Genomic DNA, 17,785 nt, shown 5'->3' with positions numbered 1-17,785 from the left:
GCCGTTGACTTCGATCATGCAGTCAACGGGTACATCTCTCAAGCAACGCGCGATCAGATATTTGGTGCGCCAGGCGCACCATCCCCAGGGCATCGTCGGGTGGGCGGTCGGCTGGATGTTCGCTCATCGGCCCTCCAACCGGCAGCGCAACGTCTGGGCGGTGTCGTTGCTGGACGTGCAGCCCACCGACCGGGTGCTCGAGGTCGGCTTCGGTCCCGGCGTCGCGATCGCCGAGTTCGCCGCCCGCGCCACCCGGGGACACGTCTTCGGCATCGACCACTCTCAGGCCATGGTCCGGCAGGCCGCCCGTCGCAGCGCCGCCGCCGTCCGCGCCGGCCGTGTGCACCTCACGTGCGCCTCCGTGGAGCAGTTGCCGAGCTTCGGCGATCCCCTCGATGTCATCCTCGCCGTCAACTCCGCAGGGTTCTGGCCCGACCCGGTGGAACGGCTTCGCGAGCTGCGCCGCCTGCTCCGCCCCGCAGGACGCATCGCGCTCGTGAGCCAGCCGCGCTGCCCCGGCGCCACCCGGGACACCACGGCCCAAGCCGCCCAAGAACTCCAGGACGTGCTCACCCGGGCCGGCTTCACCCATCTCCGGGTCGAGACTCTTGAGCTCGACCCGCCCGTCGCCTGCGTGATCGCCGACAATCCGACCGGGATGTCGTCATGACCGCAGACAACACACCAACCGGCTTGCCCGCCGACATCCGACTCGACGGGCTCGGACTCGTGCTGCGGGAGTGGACCGCCGACGACCTGCCTGTGATGGTCGAGCTGTTCGACGACCCCCAGGTCGACCACTGGACCCCGCTGCGCTCCCCCTTCGACCTGGCCGCCGCACACGCCTACCTGGACAAGGCGCATCACAACCGCATCGAAGGCCACCGCCTCCAGCTCGCCATCACCACCGACGGGTACGAGCCCAAAGGCGAGATCCTGCTCGCCCGGACAGGCGATCACGGCCGCGGCGCTGAACTCGCCTACGCCGTCGGTCCCCGACACCGCCGCCAACGCCTGGCCACGCGCGCGGTACAACTGATCACCACCTACGCCTACGACGTCCTGGCGATGAAGCAGGTCATCTTGCGCATCGCCCACCACAACCAGGCCAGCACCGCCGTCGCCCGCAGCGCCGGGTTCGAACTCACCGACAGCGAACCCATCACCCGAGAAGGGAGCCTCCACCCCCTTCACACCTGGCGACATCCGGATGATGCCCAGGCGGCAGCGGACACCATCTCGTGACGCCCTGGCGGTCGGTCCGATCAGTAGGGCTGGCTCAGGGCATCAGTCCTAGCTCGCGCAGCTGCGCGGGCCGCAAGGGCCGCCAGCCGCTGGTGTCGAGCTTGGCCAGCTCCGCCTCCACATCCACGTTGATGACGCCGAAGAAGTTGATGTTGTCGCTGTGGCCGGGCGAGATGTGCGACAGGATCTCGTCGCTCACCTCCCGGCCCTGGGAACGCAGCTCCAGCACCGCTCTGGAATAATATTCGGTCGTCCCAGCGGCGGGCCGTCATGGTCGTCCGCGTGATCGCGGCCAACCGGGGCGACCGCCTGGAAAGGTTCCAGCCGTCGGCCGACCCCGCCCGGCGCGATTCTGCCCGCCGCCGGGTCTGGACCACCCGCTACATGCGCGAGGGGCACGGCGACGAGTTCAGCGCCCGCGACGCCATGTCCGCCGCCCGCGCGGCGATGACCTCGGTCAAGGACATGCACCGCGCCACCACCTTCGAGGCCGCCAACCCGCACTCGATCGCGCGCAAGGAGTTCGAAACGATGGCCCAAGCCTCCGACGAGTGCATCACCAAGGTCGCCGGCCTCGACAAGGTCGGCCCGCAGGTGGTCCGGCGCGAGAACACCAGCCTGCTCACCCAGATGATCGCCGATCTGGAGGCCCGGCTCACCGAGCCGGCGAGAGGCTGACCGGGCAGCTCAGCCGTCGCGCTCGGCCTACAGGCAGCTTGGCGCCCGCCTCCTCCCAGTGCCAGAGCTCGACGCACAGCGTCAAGTTCGTCTCCACCATCACTCCTGAGCACATGTGTCATTGCATCACAGCAGCGCCCCAAGGATGATCTCTTAGCACGGCCCGGTGACACTGATCGACGCACCCTTCGGCATGCTTCCTGGGAGCTGGACATGAACGATCCCTTACCGAACATCCTGGCGGCACTGTCGCTGTTAGCCACGGCGTTAGGCCTTTTCGTCAGCGGACACTGGGCCATTCGCCGACAGACCCGTCCCAAGCGTCAGCTGACCTTCAGCCTGGGACGCTCGTCGCCGCTACTGGCCGACAGCGGCCACTCCGTGACGGGCCTGAAAATCAGCGTCAACGACGTCGAAGTCACCCACCCCGTAATCACCATCCTCACTATCACGCAGACCGGCTGGAACGACATTCCGTCGAGCGACTTCGACCAGGGCCGACCCATCGAGATCTCCTCCTCAGCTCCCATCGTCCAGGTCGTGGACGCCTCACCTGACAAGTCGCCCCTCGGACGCTCCCTCACCTTCTCCTCTGGTCAGATCACTCTCGGACCCGAACTCGTTCGCCGCGGCACCGAAGTGGAACTGGCCATTCTCACCGATGCCGAGCCCGAGTTCGGATTCGACCAGCACATCCTCAACTGCCGGCTCAAGAGGGCAACCTCAGCGCCCCGAGATCCCCAACTCATGCAGGCGAAAAGGGTCATTACCTACGCCATAGTCGCATTCGTGGTCTTTTATCTGGTCACCTGGTCAGCCGAGGTTGCTACTGCGGTTAACGAGATGATCGATTGGCTCGCGGTGTTCTACGCAGATTCTCTCTCTTGAGCAGCATCTAACCGCAGCCTGGCGGCAACGGTCGCTCAACGCACCGCCGCAGTCGAGACTCAGCCGATCTTCGAGCCCCCAACACCTTAAGCCCGCGTCTTGAGCGCAACGCCGAACATGACTGCTCGAGCACCGCTGGTGGACCATCGCCGACCTCGAACTCGCTCGGGAGCTCGTCCTCCCATCTGGGCTGGCACGCCTGCTCCGACAGCTCTTGCAGGGCCAACCGTCCGAGGAACCAGCGCTCGCGCCGGACCTCACCATGCTGGGCTACTTGCCATACGTGAAAGAAGAGATCATCGTCCTCTGAGCTGCTAAAAGGGTTCTACAACCCTAGATAACGATCGCCGCCTTGCGGGCCGTGCCGACCATCTTGGCCAAGATGAGCACGCCGGGCCGGATCACCTTGGCCGCCATCAAATACTCGCGCGCCAGGTTGAACAGCAGCGTCGGCGAGTCGTGCTCCATCGCCCGGTCCAGCAGGAACTGCTCCAGCTCCTTCATCGCCTGGCCGCCCGCCGGGGCTGTCTGCCACTCCAGATACTTGGCGATCAGGCCCAGATGATCCGACCGGGTCTGATCGCGCTTGCCGTACAGCCGCAGCGCCGCCGACGCCATGCCCAGCCGCTCCGCGACCCGGGCCACGGCCGCTGGCGGCGCCGCAGTCACATCGTCGGGCACGAACCCGAGCCAGGGCAGGGTGCACAGCTGGACCAACATGCCCAGCCGATCGACCGGCCCCCACCCTTTCCCCGGATCGACGAAGGCCCACATCAGCCGCCGTCGGCGTGAAATACCGGATCAACTCATCTGCGCTGATCTCCGGGAACGAACGCAGCTGCTCCAACTGCTCCTCGGAGAACATCCTCTCGGACAACGCACCACCTCTACCTGCCGTACCGGACGAAACGGGAACGAACGTAGCGGCAGTGATCACCAACCCGTCAAACGCGTCCGTTGCCGCAGGCCAGGTGCTACTTCGTTGGAAATTTCTTCATTGCTACCGGGACCCCCATCGGGGTCGCGTCGCTGCCGGGTGGCGGTGGCGCCCTTGGCAGGGCCGGCGGAGTCCACGGCCGTGAAGGAGTACTTCCCGTGGACGTTGATGTGCTTTCGCATGCGCGGGCTGATGCGTGCCACGTCCTCGTCCCGCACCGGATATCCCTGGGCGCGTAGCTGGCGCGCTGGGGGTTCGTAGGGCGGGCCGGCCTAGAGGTGGTGCCAGGGATGGTTGCATCCGTTGATGCAATCTTGCAGTCGTCTGCGCATGTCAGCGATGCCGAGCAGTGCGATCAGGAGCCGGAAGGATCTGATCCGCTCGGCCTGCGGCAGATGGATGATCTTGTTGAGCTGTCTGGGGAGGCCTGGGCGGATGATGAGCATTGCAGGCGTATGGGTTGGGCGAAGCCCGGCGCGGCGGATGCTCTCGGCGGTCTCTTCCTGGCTGGGGTGGGCTTGGATGCAGCAGTTGGAGAGCTCACGGAGGACTTGGCCTTGTTCGGCGGGGTTCAGGGAGCTGACTCGTCGGCGTAGGGCTTGAAGAGCACGTCGCGTTCCATCCACGACTCGTTGAGCAGCTCACTGTGCACCTCGCCCTGGACGATTCCCAGGAGAAAGTCGGTGGTGAGCAGGTCGTACCTCTCCCACACGTCGCCGTGCCGGTCCGAGATCCGGATCGGGTACGAATCGGCCGCCGCCTCGGATGAGACCTGCCAGTAGAGCGTGACCCCCGTGCCGGTCGAGGCCCAGGGCAGCAGCCTGGAATCAGGGTCGAGATCGGCGGGCGGTCCCACGACCTCGTCCTCGAACAGGTCCTGGAGCTGTGCGAACTCCAGCCCCGACCGCTCGAGATCGACGTGCTTGAGACCGGGGCCGGGCGCCGGAACGTAGAGCCTCAAGTAGTCCAGCCAGAGTCCGCCACCCCCTGCGTCGAGAAGCTCGCGGTAGTCCTGCGGCACGGGCGCCCCGAGCCGGTGCTCGACCTGTTCCCAGTCGAACGGGCCGGCCAGCGGTGCGAGACGTGCCGTTTCGATCAGCTGCTGAGCACTGGTTGTCATGAGGGTGCATTCCTCGGGGTTGCTGGTCCAGGTCCGATCTGTCCGAACCGGATCCCGCCCGCGCCCGGCCAGGAGGGGCGCCGCGGGGGCAGGAGCGGTGCTCGACATGGTCCACGGGTTCTGAGAACCGGCCGTCACGGCGCGAGCAGTTGCTCGCGAGGACGAACGCCGGGCGGTTTTCAGGGGAGGGGCCAGGTGCGCAGGGCGGCGTCGGCCATCTCCTGGAGCTCGTCGCGGCCGACACCGCTCGCGGCTTGCACGGCAATGCCGAATGCCAGGGTGGTGACGTATCGGGCCAGCAGGCCCGGATCGGTCTCCGGAGGCAGCTCGCCGTCGTCGATGGCTACCTGGAACCGCTCTCGGACGCGGGAGCAGCCGTTGTTACGCCAGGCGACGAGAAGGTCACGGACCCCGTACGCGGAGTCGCCAGAGGCCAGGGCGCCCTGGACACCCATGCACCCATGGGGGTGAGCCGGGCGGGTGGTGGTCCGGACGGTGCCCGACAGGATCGCGGTGGCGACGCCGAGGGCGGTCGGCTCCTCCAGCGCCTCGGCAAGGTATGCGCTCGGGCCTTCGGTGTAGCGCTCCAGGGCCTTACGGAACAGCTCCTCCTTGTTGCCGAAGGCTGCGTACATGCTGGTGGTGGAGATGCCCATCGCGTCGGTCAGCCTGGTCAGGCTGGCCCCTTCGTAGCCGTGCTCCCAGAAGACCAGCATGGCGCGCTCAAGGGCTTCGTCGGCGTCGAATCCTCGCGGCCGGCCGATGGGGCCGCTCTGTTTGGTCTCCACATTCCGCAGTCTACCCCTTCGGCATCGATCGCTGCAGAAGTGCTACTGTTTTATTTCAGCATCGATCGATGCGGAAGTCTGAGGAGGTTGTCCGTATGGGACTACTAGAGGGTAAGACCGCTCTCGTCACCGGCGGCGGCACCGGAATCGGCCTGGCCAGTGCCGTACGACTGGCAGCCGAGGGCGCACACGTTTTCATCACCGGTCGGCGCAAGACCGAGCTCGACGCGGCGGTCGAAGTGATGGGTTCGGCGGCTACCGCGGTGATCGGCGACATCTCGAACCTGGCCGACCTGGACCGGCTCTACGAGACGATCCGCAGCCGGGGACGGGGTCTGGACGTACTGTTCGCGAACGCCTCCGTCGCCGAGTTCGTGACACTTGAGCAGGTCTCCGAGGAGCACTTCGACACCCTCTTCGGGATCAATGTCCGGGGCACGCTGTTCACCGTTCAGAAGGCGCTGCCCCTGCTCAACGACGGCGCTTCAGTGATCTTGAACGGTTCCACCAACGTGGATGTCGGCGATGAGGCGTTCGGCGTGTACGCGGCGACCAAGGCCGCCACCCGATCGTTCTCCCGGACCTGGGCCAACGAGCTCAAGGGACGCGGCATCCGGGTGAACACCATCACGCCCGGCCCGACCGACACCCCTGGTCTGTCGGGGCTCGCTCCCGACTCGGAGCAGGCCGCCGGCCTCAGGCAGCACCTGGCCGCGCAGGTGCCGCTGGGCCGGCTCGGGCGCCCGGAGGAGATCGCCGCTGCCGTGACCTTCCTCGCCTCGGAGCAGAGCAGCTTCATCACCGGTTCGAGCCTGTACGTCGACGGCGGCCTGAACCAGATCTGAGCCCCATGGCCGCACATCCGGGAGCCGGGCCCTCGCAGGCGGGCGAGCCCGGCAGCCCCGATCCCCGGCAACACGCGACGTGACCACGCCGGCCGACGACCCAACAGGTTGAGGTGAAGGACCCATGACAGTAATCGGCATCATCGGCGCAGGTGAGGTCGGTGGCCAGGTCGCGCGGGCGGCGATCGCGAGCGGCTACGACGTCGTTATCGCCAATTCACGAGGACCTGAGACCTTGAAGGACCTCATTGACGAGCTCGGACCGTCAGCGCGTGCCGCAACCGCCGCCGGCGCTGCCGCTGCCGGTGAGTTCGCAGTCGTGGCGGTCCCCCTCAAGGTGGTCAACGACATGCCTGCGGAGGAGCTGGCAGGCAAGATCGTGCTTGACACGAACAACTACATGGTCTGGCGCGATGGGCATATCCCGGTCATCGACTCGGGCGAGAAGACCGTTCACGAGTTACGCCAAGAACAGCTTCCGCGCTCCAAGGTCGTCAAGGCCTTCACCCACATCCAAGCTCCCCGCATCACCACCGCGGGCCAAGCGGCGGGCGCCCCCGGCCGACTGGCGCTGTCGGCCTCGAGCGACTTTCCCGAAGCCGTGGAACTCGTGACGCGACTGTACGACCAGTTCGGGTTCGACACCGTCGACAACAGCCCGCTCAGCGAGTCGTGGCGCAGCGGCCCCGGTCAACCCGCGTGGGTCGCGCACGAGCACCAAACCCGTTCGGAACTGATCGCCAACCTCGCCAGGGCACGACGGATCATCCTGAGGTGAGTCTGTCCCTGGAACGGCCGGCATAGGTTCCTCTCCGCGTTGCGCTGTTGCTCAGAAGGTCCCCGGTCGTGTCCTGGCAGGGAGGCGAAGCGGATCTGTGGCCGTAAACCTCGATGGTGACCGGGTCGGGGTGGGCGGCGAGGTCGAAGAGACATGATCACGAGGCCGCGCATCTGGGCACGACGAAGGTGTGGCAGGAACGGCGACGCTAACTGTGGTGCGTCACCGCCAGGGTGCGCAGGACGCAGAACTCGTTGCCCTCGGGGTCGGCCATCACCACCCAGCTCCGGTGTGGGCCCTGGCCCACATCTCTCTTGGTGGCGCCGAGGCCGAGCAGTCTGGTCACCTCGTCATCGGTGCCGGCGTCGATCGGACTGACGTCGAGGTGGAGCCGGTTCTTCACGGTCCTGCCCTCGGGCACCTGGACGAACAGCAGGGTGGGCGGCATCTGGCGGGCCCGGACCTCCTCGACGGTCGGCTCCCAGGAGCCGATCTCGACCTTGCCTTCGTTCCGGTCGATCACTTCGAAGTCCAGGACCTCGCACCAGAAGGCCGCGAGTCTCTCCGGATCGTGGCAGTCGATGGTCAACTCGGTGAATCTACTGGTCATGTCTCTCTCCCATACGTTTCACGGCGTTCCGAACCATGCGCAGAGTGCCTGACGCAGCGGGGGCGTGGCGCTGTCCGCGGATTCGTCGAGGCCGGCGGCCCAGGCGATGTGCCCGTCCGGGCGGATCAGCAGCGCGTCGGCCGGTCGATCGTCGGTCTTGGCGGTGTGGACGTCGAGGAGATGCCGCCAGTCCCGGGCGGTCTGGCGGAGCTCTGGGCGGTCGGCCAGGTCGAGCAGGACGGGCCGGGCGGTGTGCATGAGCTCGGCGACGCTGGTGATGCCCTGGCCGGTGTGCAGGGTGAGGTCGGGGGCGAAGGCGCCGGCCAGCGGATGCCGGCCGGCGCCGGGCATCGGGTAGCGGATGTCGCTGCCGCCGACGAGGGCTCCCATGCGGCGCAGCGGTTGTTCGTCGGTGAGCAGTTCGGTGAAGACCTCCCGCAGTGCTTCAGCGGCCGCGTCGTGCCCGCGCCGCAGGGCCACCTGCGCTCTGGTGTGCAGCAGGGTGCGGGCGCCGGCCAGGTGGCGTTCGGCGTGGTAGGTGTCCAGCAGGCCGGCCGGGGCCGTGCCGTGGAGGTCGGCGGCCAGCTTCCAGGCCAGGTTGACCGCGTCCAGCATGCCGGCGTTGAGCGCCACTCCGGTGGCGGGGAACAGGTGCGCCGCGTCACCGGCCAGCAGGATCCGCCCCTCGCGGTAGCGTTCGGCCTGGCGAGCTTTGAAGGTGAAGCGCGACAGACGGGTCGATCCGACCAGGGGGAGGTGGGCGCCGAGCACGCGGTGGATGCTGTCCTGCAGTTCGGTGAGGGTCATCGGGACGTCGTCGTCGTATTCGGTGGTCTCGTCCTCGATGGTGTAGAGGGAGACGGACCGGGCGCCGGGTGAGGAGCCGACGCCGAGCAGGCCCTGGTCGGTGCGGGTGAATCCGGCGCGGATGGTGCCGAAGCCGGGGACGTCGAGATCGCCGTTGCCGAGAACGGTGACGGTGTCGGGCAGGGTGACCTGGGCCAGCCGGTTGACCTCGGGATAGGTGGTGCCGGGGAACGGGATGCCGGCCCAGTCGCGGATGCGGCTGCGCGCGCCGTCGCACCCCACGAGGTAGCGGGCGCTCACCTGGTAGGAGCCGTTCGGACCGCGCACGTCAACGCTGACCGCGGCGTCGTCCTGGTTCACCGCGGTCACTTCGTGTCCGCGGCGGAGGTCGACGCCGAGTTCGCCGGTGCGTTCGCCGAGCAGCCGCTCCAGAAGTTGCTGCGGCAGCGGCAGGGCGTGCATCGGGGGATCCGGCAAGTGGGTGAAGTCCAGATGCACCCCGCCGAAAGGGAACCGGGGAGCGGGCATCGGGCCGGTGCAGGCGGCTTGGAGACGTTGCAGCAAGCCTCGGTAGCGCAGCAGTTCCAGGATCTGGCCGCCCAGGCCGCCGGCCTTGGGGGTGTCGCGGGGCCGCGGCTGACGTTCCAGCACCAGCGGCCGCACTCCGGCCAGGCGCAGTTCGGCGGCCAGCATGAGACCGGTCGGGCCGGCCCCCACGATGATCACGTCGGCGTTCCCCGCCGGCCGTTCTTCTCGCAGGTCTTCTTCCGCGGGCTGGGTGGCGTCGTGATGCTTCATCATCGATGACCTTTCGATCGTGTCGTTCGTCGCGTCGTGACGCGCGCGAACCGGGACGGAGCTGTCAGCCGAGAGCCAGGCGGCGCCACGTCGCGGGCCGCGGCCACGACACGATCTCCTCTGCTCAGCTCCGCCTCCGCGAACGCTCTGCCCAGCCCCCTGGACGCGCCCGTGATGAACCGGACACGCATGACACTCACTCCTTGCATCAGTCTTCGATGGCCTGGTAGACGGTGGTCCAGAAGTCGTTCATCAGGTGAGCCGGATTGGGCACCGTGTAGCCGAGCTGGCAGAGCAGGATGCCGGTGAGCTGGTTGGTCGGATCGGCGTAGGCGGAGGTGCCGCTGCCGCCGTCCCAGCCGAACTGGCCGATCGGCGCGTAGTCGCCGCGGTAGGTGCGCACCGCCATGCCCAGGCCCCAGCCGCCCTGCTGGCCCTGGCCGAAGGAGATGTGCACGGCGTTCGTGGCCAGGGCGGTGCGGGCGGCGTTCTGCTCGGGGGTGAGCCGGTTGGTGGTCATCAGCTCCACGGCCGGCCGGGACAGGATGCGCCGGCCGTTGTGGGTGCCGCCGTTGAGCAGCATCTGGAAGTAGGCGTGGTAGTCGTCGGCGGTGGAGACCAGTCCGCCGCCGCCGCCCTGGAACGCCGGCGGCTTGCTCCACCGGCCGCCCTCGGGCTCGTCCCAGGCGAGGAACTCACCCGTGGCGGGGTCGGGGGCGTACAGGGTGGGCAGCCGGTCGATCTGGTCGGAGGGCACGTGGAAGCCGGTGTCCTTCATGCCGAGCGGCTCGAAGATGCGCTCGCGCAGGAAGTCCTCGAAGGTCTGGCCGGTCACCCGGGAGACGAGCACGCCGGCCAGGTCGCTGCTGATCTGGTACTGCCAGTGCTCGCCGGGCTGGCGCATCAGCGGCAGCTCGCCCAGGCGGCGCATCCACTCATCCTGCTCGGGCACCTCGGTCGGCAGGTTCGGGGTCAGCCCCCGCTCGAAGACGGCGTTCAGGATCGGGGTGCCCAGGGCGGTCATGTCCATGCCGAGGCCGAAGGTGGAGGTCAGCACGTCCCGCACGGTGATCGGGCGGCGGGCCGGCACGGTGTCGTCCAGCGGGCCGTCGATGCGCCTGAGCACCCGCCGGTCGGCCAGCTCGGGCAGCCACGGGTCGACCACGTCGTCCAGCCGCAGCCGACACTCGTCCAGCAGCACCATCGCCGCGGCGATCGATACCGGCTTGGAGGTGGAGGCCATCCGGAAGATCGTGTCACGCTGCATCGGCGCGCCGCCGTCGTGCCGCATCGTGCCCAGCGTTTCGACGTGCGTCCGGCCGCCGCGGCTGACCAGGGCCACCAGCCCGGGGATCTTCCCCGAGTCGACATGCCGTGCCAGCACCTCACGCAGCCTGCGCAGACCCTGCTCGGAGAAGCTGTTCCTGCCGATTGCCATAATCCTTGTCTCCTTGTCGTCATGATTGGTCCGCCGGTTCCGTTCCGATCCGGCGTTCGTGCGTTAACTCTCGCGGAGGGGCCTGACATCGGGCCGTCGCCGCCCTGACGCCGCCCTGACGCCGCCGTTGACACGGCAGCGCCAGGTCAGCGGGCGGTCCGGCCGGGTGCAGGCCGCTCCGCGGCGAAGCCGGGAGCGTAGTTTTTGAGCCGTACGAGGTGCGGGCGGGCCGCCGTCGTGCGGTCGAGCCCTTCCTGCGGAGGCGTGCCCAGGAAGAACCGGTCGGCGCCTTCGCGCCCCATGTGCTGGTGCTCGGCGACGAAGCCGCGCATCTCCCGCTCGTAGGCGGCGAACGCCTGCGCGTGGCCGCCGCCGGCGGCCAGTTCGCCGGCCAGGATGTAGGCCCCGATCAACGCCTGGGAGGCGCCGCGACCCGAGGCCGACGCCGCACCGTAACCGGCGTCCCCGAGCAGCACCACCCGGCCCGAGAACCAGCGGTCCATCTCAACCTGGGCGTTCGCCTCGAAGAAGAGGTCATCCGCTTCCCACATCTCCTCCAGCAGGCGCCGGACCAACCGGCCTTCGCCGGCGAACCGCTCGGCCACGATGCGCTTGTGCTCCCCGGCGTCATCGCGATCGTAGATCAGCGCCCCGGAGGCGAAGTGCAGGGCGGCACGCGCTCGGGCGCCGTCACGGGTGCTGAGCACCGCGGCCGCCTTTCCCGGCACGCGGTGCACCCGGCTGCCGTCCTCGGCGCCGAGGTGGCCGCGTAAGCCGAAGAGCGCCGTGTAGAGGCCCAGGTGCCGGACGAAGCGCTCGTGCGGCCCGAAGGCCAGCGAGCGGGTGCGCGAGTGCAGCCCGTCGGCGCCGGCCACCAGGTCGAAGCGGCGTGGCCGACCGCGGTCGAAGGTGACCCGCACGTCGTCGGCGGTCTGCTCCAGGGTGGCGATCGAGTCGCCGAAGACGTACTCGACCTCGCGGCGGGTGGCCTGGTACAGCAGGCCGGCCAGGTCGTCCCTGAGGATCTCCAGGTCGCCCGCGCAGATCGCCATGGGCATCGCGGCGTACTCGTCCGCCATCGCCGCATCACCCAGACGCAGGTCCAGCGCTTCAGCCTGCTCCAGCAGGGCCATCCGGTCCAGCACGTCCAGCGCCTCGCCGCGCAGGCCCGCCGCGTACCCGCCCGTACGCACCCGCGGCGCGCGTTCCACCACGGTCGCCGTGAACCCGTGGTGGCGCAGCCAGTACGCCAGGGCGGCCCCGGCGACGCCGGCACCGCAAACAAGGACGTCCATCCACGTGCTCCCTCGACCAGGCGAATCGTACGCATCGAGGATCAAGTACGGTGAACATCCCGAACAACGACGAACCCCGAAAGATCACCTTCAGTGGGAGTGAACGGAGCAGGTCAGGCGTGGAACTGCGGGACATCGAGATCTTCCTGACCCTGGCCGAGGAACTGCACTTCGGCCGGACCGCCACCCGGCTGTGCCTGTCGCCCGCTCGCGTCACCCAGGCGATCCAGAAGCAGGAACGGCAGGTCGGCGCTCCGCTGTTCGAGCGCAACAACCGCACGGTCCGGCTGACACCGGTGGGGCGGCAGCTCCGGGACGACCTCCGGCCGCTCTACGCCGGGCTGAAGGACAGTATGGAACGCGCCCAGCTCGCCGGTCAGGGCATCACCGGCACGCTGCGCGTCGGCATGCTGCCGCTCAACGCCTACGACATGCGCCCCTACTGGGACGTCTTCCGCCTCCGCCACCCGCAGTGGAAGCTGCGCATCCACAGCGCACAGCTGGGCCAAGCCTTTCCCGCGCTGCGCCGCGGAGACATCGACGTCCTGGTGAGCTGGCTCCCCATCGACGAACCTGACCTCACCGTGGGGCCGGTCGTGTTCGCCGAGCAGCGCGTGCTGGCCGTCGCCGCCCACCACCAGCTCGCGCCGCGCGCGTCGGTCTCGCTGGAGATGATCTCCGACTTCCAGCACCCGCACGCCGACTCCGGGCCCGGCTACTGGTACGACGCCTACGCCCCGCGCCACACCCGGCGGGGCCGTCAGATCGAGCGCGGCCCCGTGGTGAGAGACGCGGAGGAGGCCATGACCCTCGCCAGCATGGACGGGCTCGTCGTGCTCTTCCCTGCCCACGTCACCCGCTACTGGGCACGACCGGACATCGCCTACCTGCCGGTCACCGATCTGGAGCCGCTGCCGTACGCGCTGGTGTGGCGGAGCGAGGCGGAGAGCGAGCCCATCCGGGCCCTGGCCGGGATCATCCGCGACCTGGGCCCTCTCTCGTCGGCCCCTGCCCTTTGAGGGGGCGTCCGCGGAGCGGTGTAGACAGCTCGACGAGGTAGGTGCCGTGAGTGGATCTCAGGCGGCCTCGATGGCGGGTGCCAAGGCAGGGTCGTCGGCGGGGAGGCGCGGCTGAGTGGCGGGTGGAGCAGGGCTCGGCGGAGGTCAGGCAGGATGCCCAGGCCCTTGCCGGCGACAGCAGCGATGTGCACACGCGCCCGGTCGAACAACGCCTGCGGTGGCCGAGCGCGCGCCATCGCCCTGGGCCGCCTCCGCGACGTCTTAATTGCATTGCGGCGAGGTGGACGCCGGTGTCACCATTCGGAAGCTCGTCGCCTCGCCTGGCCGGATCGAGTTCGGTGTGGGAGTAACCGTCTCCGATCTGGACGAGGCATTCGAGCAGCCCGAGGTGCCCGCGACAGCGCTGTCCTCGCTCGTGGGCCGGGAGTTCCCCGAGAGCGGCCATGAGTGAAGCCCCCGCTCGACCAGGGAGGAAAGATGTCAAGCGCCCAGGTCCGGGCCACGCTCGCCGGTGACCTCGACGACGAGGAGCAGGCATGACCGCGGATACGAGTCGGCTGCCGCCCCCGGCGACTCGGTGGGTGATGCCCGCCCTCATCGGATACTCCTTCTCGGTGGCGCCGGCCGCGACCATTCTGACCGCGGTCACGGCCGTCGTCGCCGGTGCGGCGCCGGTCGGCATCACCGTCGCGATCGGCGAACTGGTAGATGGGCTCACCTCGGCGATCGGCCAAGGCCTGGGCACCCCGGCGGCACGGGAGTGCTACCGCTGGGTCGCCGTCATCGTCGTGCTGTTCTTCCTCACCCACCTCGCCGATTCGGCGCGGACGGCTCTGGGCCGGGCGCTCGGCCGCCGGGTCACCGGCCGGCTCGGCGAGCGCGTGATGATGGCCGCCTCCGAGCCGGCCACCATCGGCCATCTCGAGGATCCTGCCTACCTCAGCCGGCTCGGGCGCGCCCGGGGCGACGGAACCATCGACATGCCGCCCGGGGAAGCGGTCTTCGGCTTCTCGACCAAGGCGTCGATGTGGGTGACCAGCATCGGCTCCGCGGCATTGCTCACCCAGGTCACCTGGGGACTGGGGCTGATCGTCTTCGCGGTCTTCGCCGTCATCCACTCCCGGCTGGTCCGGAACTACCGGATAGCCGTCATCGAGACCGTGGATCAGACGGAGAAGCTCCGCCGTACGTCCTATTTGCGGGACGTGCCGACCACACCGGGCGCGGCCCGGGAAGTGCGGCTGTTCGGCCTTGCCGCCTTCTTCCGTGATGCCTACCAGTCGGAGTGGCGTCCGAACATGACGGAGGTCTGGCAGAGGCGGCGTGAGCACCGCTTGTTCGTCGTCGTGGTGGTCGTGGTCACCGGCCTCACGGTCGCCTCGGTCTTCTACTACCTGGGATACCGGGCCGCCACCGGAGGTTCGACGGTGGGTGATCTGGCGATCGGCGGCCTGGCCGTCCGGGCGCTCCTTCAGGTGCTCCGGGCTGATGACGATGATCTCCGTATGGGCTTCGGCTCGAAGGCAGCCGCCGAGGCGTTCGCTTTTCCGGTCGTGGCGATGCCGGTCGCGCCGGACGAGGACCCCTGGCCGGCTCCGGTCGGGACCATCTCCTGCGAGGAGTTGCGCTACCGCTACGGCGGCGCTTCCGACGAGGTGCTGCACGACGTCGACCTCACCGTTCCAGCGGGTCAGTCGCTCGCCATCGTCGGTCTCAACGGCGCCGGCAAGACGACGCTGGCCCGGCTCGTCGCCGGTCTGGACGCGCCTGGCGGGGGCACCGTACGCGTCGGCGGAACCCCGATCGAGGATGACAACCGCCGGAACTGGCAGCGTCAGGTGGTCGCGGTCTTCCAGGACTTCGCCCGCTATGAACTGACCGTGCGGGACAACATCGCCTTCGGTTCTCTGGCCCACGCGGACGACGAGGAGGGCCTGCGCGCCGTGGCGCGCCAGGCCGGACTGCTGCAGTTCGTCGAGGGACTTCCGGACGGCTGGGACACGGTGATGTCCAGTGGGTACACGGGCGGGGTCGACGCGTCGGGTGGCGAGTGGCAGCGCATCGCCATCGCCCGGGCGCTGTTCGGCCTGCGGCACGGCGCCCGGTTGCTGATCATGGACGAGCCGGCCGCGAGCCTCGACGCCCGCGCCGAGGCTCAGCTCTACGACACCTTCCACGAGCTCACCGCCGGTGCCACCACCGTCGCGATCTCGCATCGGTTCGCGACCGTGCGCAAGGCGGAGCGGGTGGTCGTGCTCGATCACGGCCGGATCATCGAGGATGGCACGCACGAGGAGCTGATCAGCGCCGACGGCCGGTACGCCGAGCTGTTCCGCCTGCAGGCGAAGCGTTTCGAGGAGGCACCGTCTTGATCAGCGCCCTGCGCTTCGCCCTCACGACCGGACCCCGCATCGACCGGGTCCGGTCCCTGCTCGCGGTGGCCGTGGCGATTCTCGAACAGGCCACCGGGGTCGGCCTCGCAGTGCTGCTCGGACTGTTCAGCGAGCTGGCGAGCCGGCGTTCGACCAGCGGCGTGGTGGTACTCGCGGTGTGTGTGGCGATCTTCGTGATGCTCACCCAGGGCACCTTCATCGCCGGCTATTTCACCCGCCTTCGCCTGCAGGAGGAGATACAGAACGAGGTCGAGCGCCGGTTCATCGACGTGGTGGGCACGACGCCGACGCTGGAGATCCACGAGCGTTCGAGCCGCTCCGACAAGGTGGCGCTGGTCCGTGGTGCGCGGGGCGACATCGGGCCGGCCTTCGACCGGCTGGTGTGGCTGGCCGGAGCCGCGCTGGCCCTGATCGCGTCGGCCGTCGTGATGGCCTCGGTCGTTCCCGTTCTCGCTGTCCTGCCGCTCTTCGCCGTACCCACGGTGCTGGCCACCCGGGCGGCCGACAAGAAGCGCGGTCAGGCCGTGCAGCGCGCCATGCCCCGGACCCGGCTGGCCGGTCATCTGTTCACGCTCGCCACCACGGCCGCACCCGGTCGCGAGACCCGTCTCTTCGGACTGGCGGGCGAGCTGCGGCGCAGGCACCGCGAGGAGTGGGACTCGGGAGGCCGTGACATCGCCCGGACTGACCGACGGGCCCGGGCACCGGTCGCGCTGGCCTGGCTGTTCTTCGTGCTGGCGTACGCGACCGCCATCGTCCTGATGGTGCGGGCCGGCCTGACCGGCGACGCCTCGCTGGGCCTCGTCGTCGCGGCCGTCGCCGTCACCAGCCAGATCACCGGGCAGGTGCAGAACGTGTTAAGCATGACCTTCTGGACGCTGGAGTCACTTCGGGCAGTCCGGGCGTTCCTCGACGTGGTGGAGGACGGCGCGGTGGAGCGCGCGGCCGTCGTGCCGGCCGCGCCGGTGACGGTGCCGGCCCGGCTGAACGGCGGCATCAAGGTGGAGGGTCTCACCTTCCGGTACTGGAACCGTGATCAGCCTTCACTGAACGACATCGACCTCGAACTCCCCGCCGGCGCCGTGGTGGCCCTGGTCGGCGAGAACGGCGCGGGGAAGTCGACGCTCGTCAAGATGCTCAGCGGTCTCTACCGGCCGAGCGAAGGGCGCATTCTGGTGGACGGGACCGATCTCGCGCGGTTCGCCCCGGAGGCCTGGCGCGCCCGGATCACGGCGGCCTTCCAGGACCCGGTGCACATCGAGATGTCCCTGGGGGACTCGATCGGGCTGGGCCGGCTCGAGCGTCGCGACGATCCGGAGCGGATCACCGAGGCGCTGCGGACGGCGGGCGGCGACAAGCTCCTCGCTTCGCTGCCCGAGGGCCTGGAGACCAGGCTCGGGCGAACATCGTGGGACGGCGAAGGGCTGTCCGGGGGCCAGTGGCAGACGGTCGCCAACGCCAGGGCGGCGATGCGACAGGCGCCGCTGCTGCGGGTTCTGGACGAGCCCAGCGCCAGCCTCGACGCGCGGGCCGAGGAGTGGCTGTTCCAGCAGTACACCGGCTTGAGCCGCTTGGAGGGCGGCGTGACAGTCCTCGTCACGCACCGCTTCACCACCGCCCGGGCGGCTGATCTCATCGTCGTTCTGGACGGTGGCAGGGTCGTCGAGGTCGGCACCCACGACACGCTGAGTGACGCCGACGGACTTTACGCCGAATTGTTCCGCCTGCAGGCCCGGTACTTCGTCTGACCGAAAACCGCCTCTGCGTCCAGAGCGGCCCCGACTTCGGAAGGTCGGGGCCGCTCTCCTGCATTCGGGTGAGAGCTCGATGGGACTGCTCCATCCGGTCGCGCCTGTCAAGCGCCTCAGCTCGGCTGGGCCGATCCGGTCTGCCCGCCGCGGAACACCTCGTTGACGAGTCTCTGCGTCGCCTTCTGGAACGCCTCCGACAGAGGCAGATCGGAGGCGTCCACATAGTTCAGCGCGGCGGTCAGGGTCTTGCTGCCGTCGGGGGTGCTGTACATCAGCGCCGCGTGGCCCGAGATGCCGCCGTTGTGGGTGATGACGGTGTGGCCGTCGTCGGTGGTCATCACGAACACTCCCAGACCGTAGTCCATGTTGGGGATGCCCGTCGGGTGCGGGGCGCA

The 17,785-nt window shown here is 68.9% G+C and carries 18 protein-coding genes and 3 pseudogenes; 10 read left to right on the top strand and 11 right to left on the bottom strand.

Annotated features, from left to right (window positions below; all coding sequences use genetic code 11):
• The first annotated feature begins 16 nt into the window (after positions 1–16).
• A complete protein-coding gene (locus ACIBQX_RS49895; protein WP_397017737.1) occupies positions 17–670 on the top strand; it encodes a class I SAM-dependent methyltransferase in 654 nt (217 codons plus the stop codon).
• Entirely contained in the window at positions 667–1,245 is a 579-nt protein-coding gene (locus ACIBQX_RS49890; protein ID WP_397017736.1) for a GNAT family N-acetyltransferase, read from the top strand. Before ACIBQX_RS49895 ends, ACIBQX_RS49890 begins: the two co-directional genes overlap by 4 nt.
• A 34-nt stretch (positions 1,246–1,279) precedes the next feature.
• Here the strand turns inward: ACIBQX_RS49890 and ACIBQX_RS49885 are convergent.
• Positions 1,280–1,486 (bottom strand): annotated as a pseudogene (locus tag ACIBQX_RS49885) (hypothetical protein); the annotation flags it as partial.
• Between the two features lie 41 nt (positions 1,487–1,527).
• Here ACIBQX_RS49885 and ACIBQX_RS49880 point away from each other — a divergent pair.
• Both ACIBQX_RS49880 and ACIBQX_RS49875 read left to right on the top strand, forming a co-directional pair.
• Positions 1,528–1,923, top strand: coding sequence for a hypothetical protein (locus ACIBQX_RS49880; RefSeq protein WP_397017735.1), 396 nt, complete (start codon positions 1,528–1,530; stop codon positions 1,921–1,923).
• A 213-nt stretch (positions 1,924–2,136) separates the two neighbouring features.
• Positions 2,137–2,811, top strand: coding sequence for a hypothetical protein (locus ACIBQX_RS49875; RefSeq protein WP_397017734.1), 675 nt, complete (start codon positions 2,137–2,139; stop codon positions 2,809–2,811).
• Positions 2,812–3,144: 333 nt separating this feature from the next.
• Here ACIBQX_RS49875 and ACIBQX_RS49870 read toward each other — a convergent pair whose 3' ends face one another.
• The 5 genes and pseudogenes from ACIBQX_RS49870 to ACIBQX_RS49850 all read right to left on the bottom strand — a co-directional run bounded on the left by ACIBQX_RS49870 (position 3,145) and on the right by ACIBQX_RS49850 (position 5,656).
• Positions 3,145–3,585 carry a DUF4158 domain-containing protein gene (locus tag ACIBQX_RS49870; protein WP_397017733.1) on the bottom strand — a complete coding sequence of 147 codons (441 nt, stop codon included), beginning with the start codon at positions 3,583–3,585 and terminating at the stop codon, positions 3,145–3,147.
• A gap of 159 nt (positions 3,586–3,744) precedes the next feature.
• Positions 3,745–3,981, bottom strand: a pseudogene (locus tag ACIBQX_RS49865) (hypothetical protein); the annotation flags it as partial.
• A gap of 39 nt (positions 3,982–4,020) precedes the next feature.
• A complete protein-coding gene (locus tag ACIBQX_RS49860; RefSeq protein ID WP_397017732.1) occupies positions 4,021–4,374 on the bottom strand; it encodes a DUF5958 family protein in 354 nt (117 codons plus the stop codon).
• The gene (locus tag ACIBQX_RS49855; RefSeq protein ID WP_397017731.1) at positions 4,320–4,868 is read right to left on the bottom strand and encodes a hypothetical protein; all 549 of its coding nucleotides are present in this window, start codon (positions 4,866–4,868) and stop codon (positions 4,320–4,322) included. Before ACIBQX_RS49855 ends, ACIBQX_RS49860 begins: the two co-directional genes overlap by 55 nt.
• A gap of 179 nt (positions 4,869–5,047) precedes the next feature.
• Entirely contained in the window at positions 5,048–5,656 is a 609-nt protein-coding gene (locus ACIBQX_RS49850; RefSeq protein ID WP_397017730.1) for a TetR/AcrR family transcriptional regulator, read from the bottom strand.
• Positions 5,657–5,751: 95 nt separating this feature from the next.
• On the opposite strand from ACIBQX_RS49850, the gene ACIBQX_RS49845 reads away from it, so the two are divergent.
• Together ACIBQX_RS49845 and ACIBQX_RS49840 are read left to right on the top strand one after the other, a co-directional pair.
• The gene (locus ACIBQX_RS49845) at positions 5,752–6,501 is read left to right on the top strand and encodes an SDR family oxidoreductase (RefSeq protein WP_397017729.1); all 750 of its coding nucleotides are present in this window, start codon (positions 5,752–5,754) and stop codon (positions 6,499–6,501) included.
• Positions 6,502–6,625: 124 nt separating this feature from the next.
• Positions 6,626–7,279, top strand: coding sequence for an NADPH-dependent F420 reductase (locus ACIBQX_RS49840; RefSeq protein WP_397017728.1), 654 nt, complete (start codon positions 6,626–6,628; stop codon positions 7,277–7,279).
• A 208-nt stretch (positions 7,280–7,487) separates the two neighbouring features.
• Here the strand turns inward: ACIBQX_RS49840 and ACIBQX_RS49835 are convergent, their stop codons facing one another.
• The 4 genes from ACIBQX_RS49835 to ACIBQX_RS49820 all read right to left on the bottom strand — a co-directional run bounded on the left by ACIBQX_RS49835 (position 7,488) and on the right by ACIBQX_RS49820 (position 12,227).
• Complete coding sequence (locus ACIBQX_RS49835) at positions 7,488–7,889, bottom strand: VOC family protein (protein ID WP_397017727.1); 402 nt, start codon at positions 7,887–7,889, stop codon at positions 7,488–7,490.
• A gap of 18 nt (positions 7,890–7,907) precedes the next feature.
• Entirely contained in the window at positions 7,908–9,497 is a 1,590-nt protein-coding gene (locus ACIBQX_RS49830) for an FAD-dependent monooxygenase (RefSeq protein ID WP_397017725.1), read from the bottom strand.
• Between the two features lie 205 nt (positions 9,498–9,702).
• Complete coding sequence (locus ACIBQX_RS49825) at positions 9,703–10,932, bottom strand: serine hydrolase domain-containing protein (protein ID WP_397017723.1); 1,230 nt, start codon at positions 10,930–10,932, stop codon at positions 9,703–9,705.
• Between the two features lie 146 nt (positions 10,933–11,078).
• Positions 11,079–12,227, bottom strand: a complete 1,149-nt coding sequence (locus tag ACIBQX_RS49820) for an FAD-dependent monooxygenase (protein ID WP_397017721.1) — start codon at positions 12,225–12,227, stop codon at positions 11,079–11,081.
• 119 nt (positions 12,228–12,346) lie between these two features.
• Here ACIBQX_RS49820 and ACIBQX_RS49815 point away from each other — a divergent pair, with 119 nt between their 5' ends.
• The 4 genes from ACIBQX_RS49815 to ACIBQX_RS49800 all read left to right on the top strand — a co-directional run bounded on the left by ACIBQX_RS49815 (position 12,347) and on the right by ACIBQX_RS49800 (position 17,387).
• A complete protein-coding gene (locus ACIBQX_RS49815) occupies positions 12,347–13,246 on the top strand; it encodes a LysR family transcriptional regulator (RefSeq protein ID WP_397017719.1) in 900 nt (299 codons plus the stop codon).
• Positions 13,247–13,526: 280 nt separating this feature from the next.
• Positions 13,527–13,697 carry a hypothetical protein gene (locus tag ACIBQX_RS49810; protein WP_397017717.1) on the top strand — a complete coding sequence of 57 codons (171 nt, stop codon included), beginning with the start codon at positions 13,527–13,529 and terminating at the stop codon, positions 13,695–13,697.
• A gap of 85 nt (positions 13,698–13,782) precedes the next feature.
• A complete protein-coding gene (locus ACIBQX_RS49805) occupies positions 13,783–15,618 on the top strand; it encodes an ABC transporter ATP-binding protein (RefSeq protein ID WP_397017715.1) in 1,836 nt (611 codons plus the stop codon).
• On the top strand, positions 15,615–17,387 hold the full coding sequence (locus ACIBQX_RS49800) for an ABC transporter ATP-binding protein (RefSeq protein WP_397017713.1): 1,773 nt from the start codon (positions 15,615–15,617) through the stop codon (positions 17,385–17,387). Before ACIBQX_RS49805 ends, ACIBQX_RS49800 begins: the two co-directional genes overlap by 4 nt.
• Before the next feature lie 116 nt (positions 17,388–17,503).
• On the opposite strand, the pseudogene ACIBQX_RS49795 reads toward ACIBQX_RS49800, so the two are convergent.
• A pseudogene (locus ACIBQX_RS49795) lies at positions 17,504–17,785 on the bottom strand (alkaline D-peptidase); the annotation flags it as partial.

The sequence above is a fragment of the Nonomuraea sp. NPDC049714 genome, from assembly GCF_044465295.1.
Classification (GTDB): Bacteria; Actinomycetota; Actinomycetes; order Streptosporangiales; family Streptosporangiaceae; genus Nonomuraea.
The sequence above is the reverse complement of the archived record's forward strand: the minus strand, read 5'-3'. Positions and strand labels throughout refer to the sequence as shown.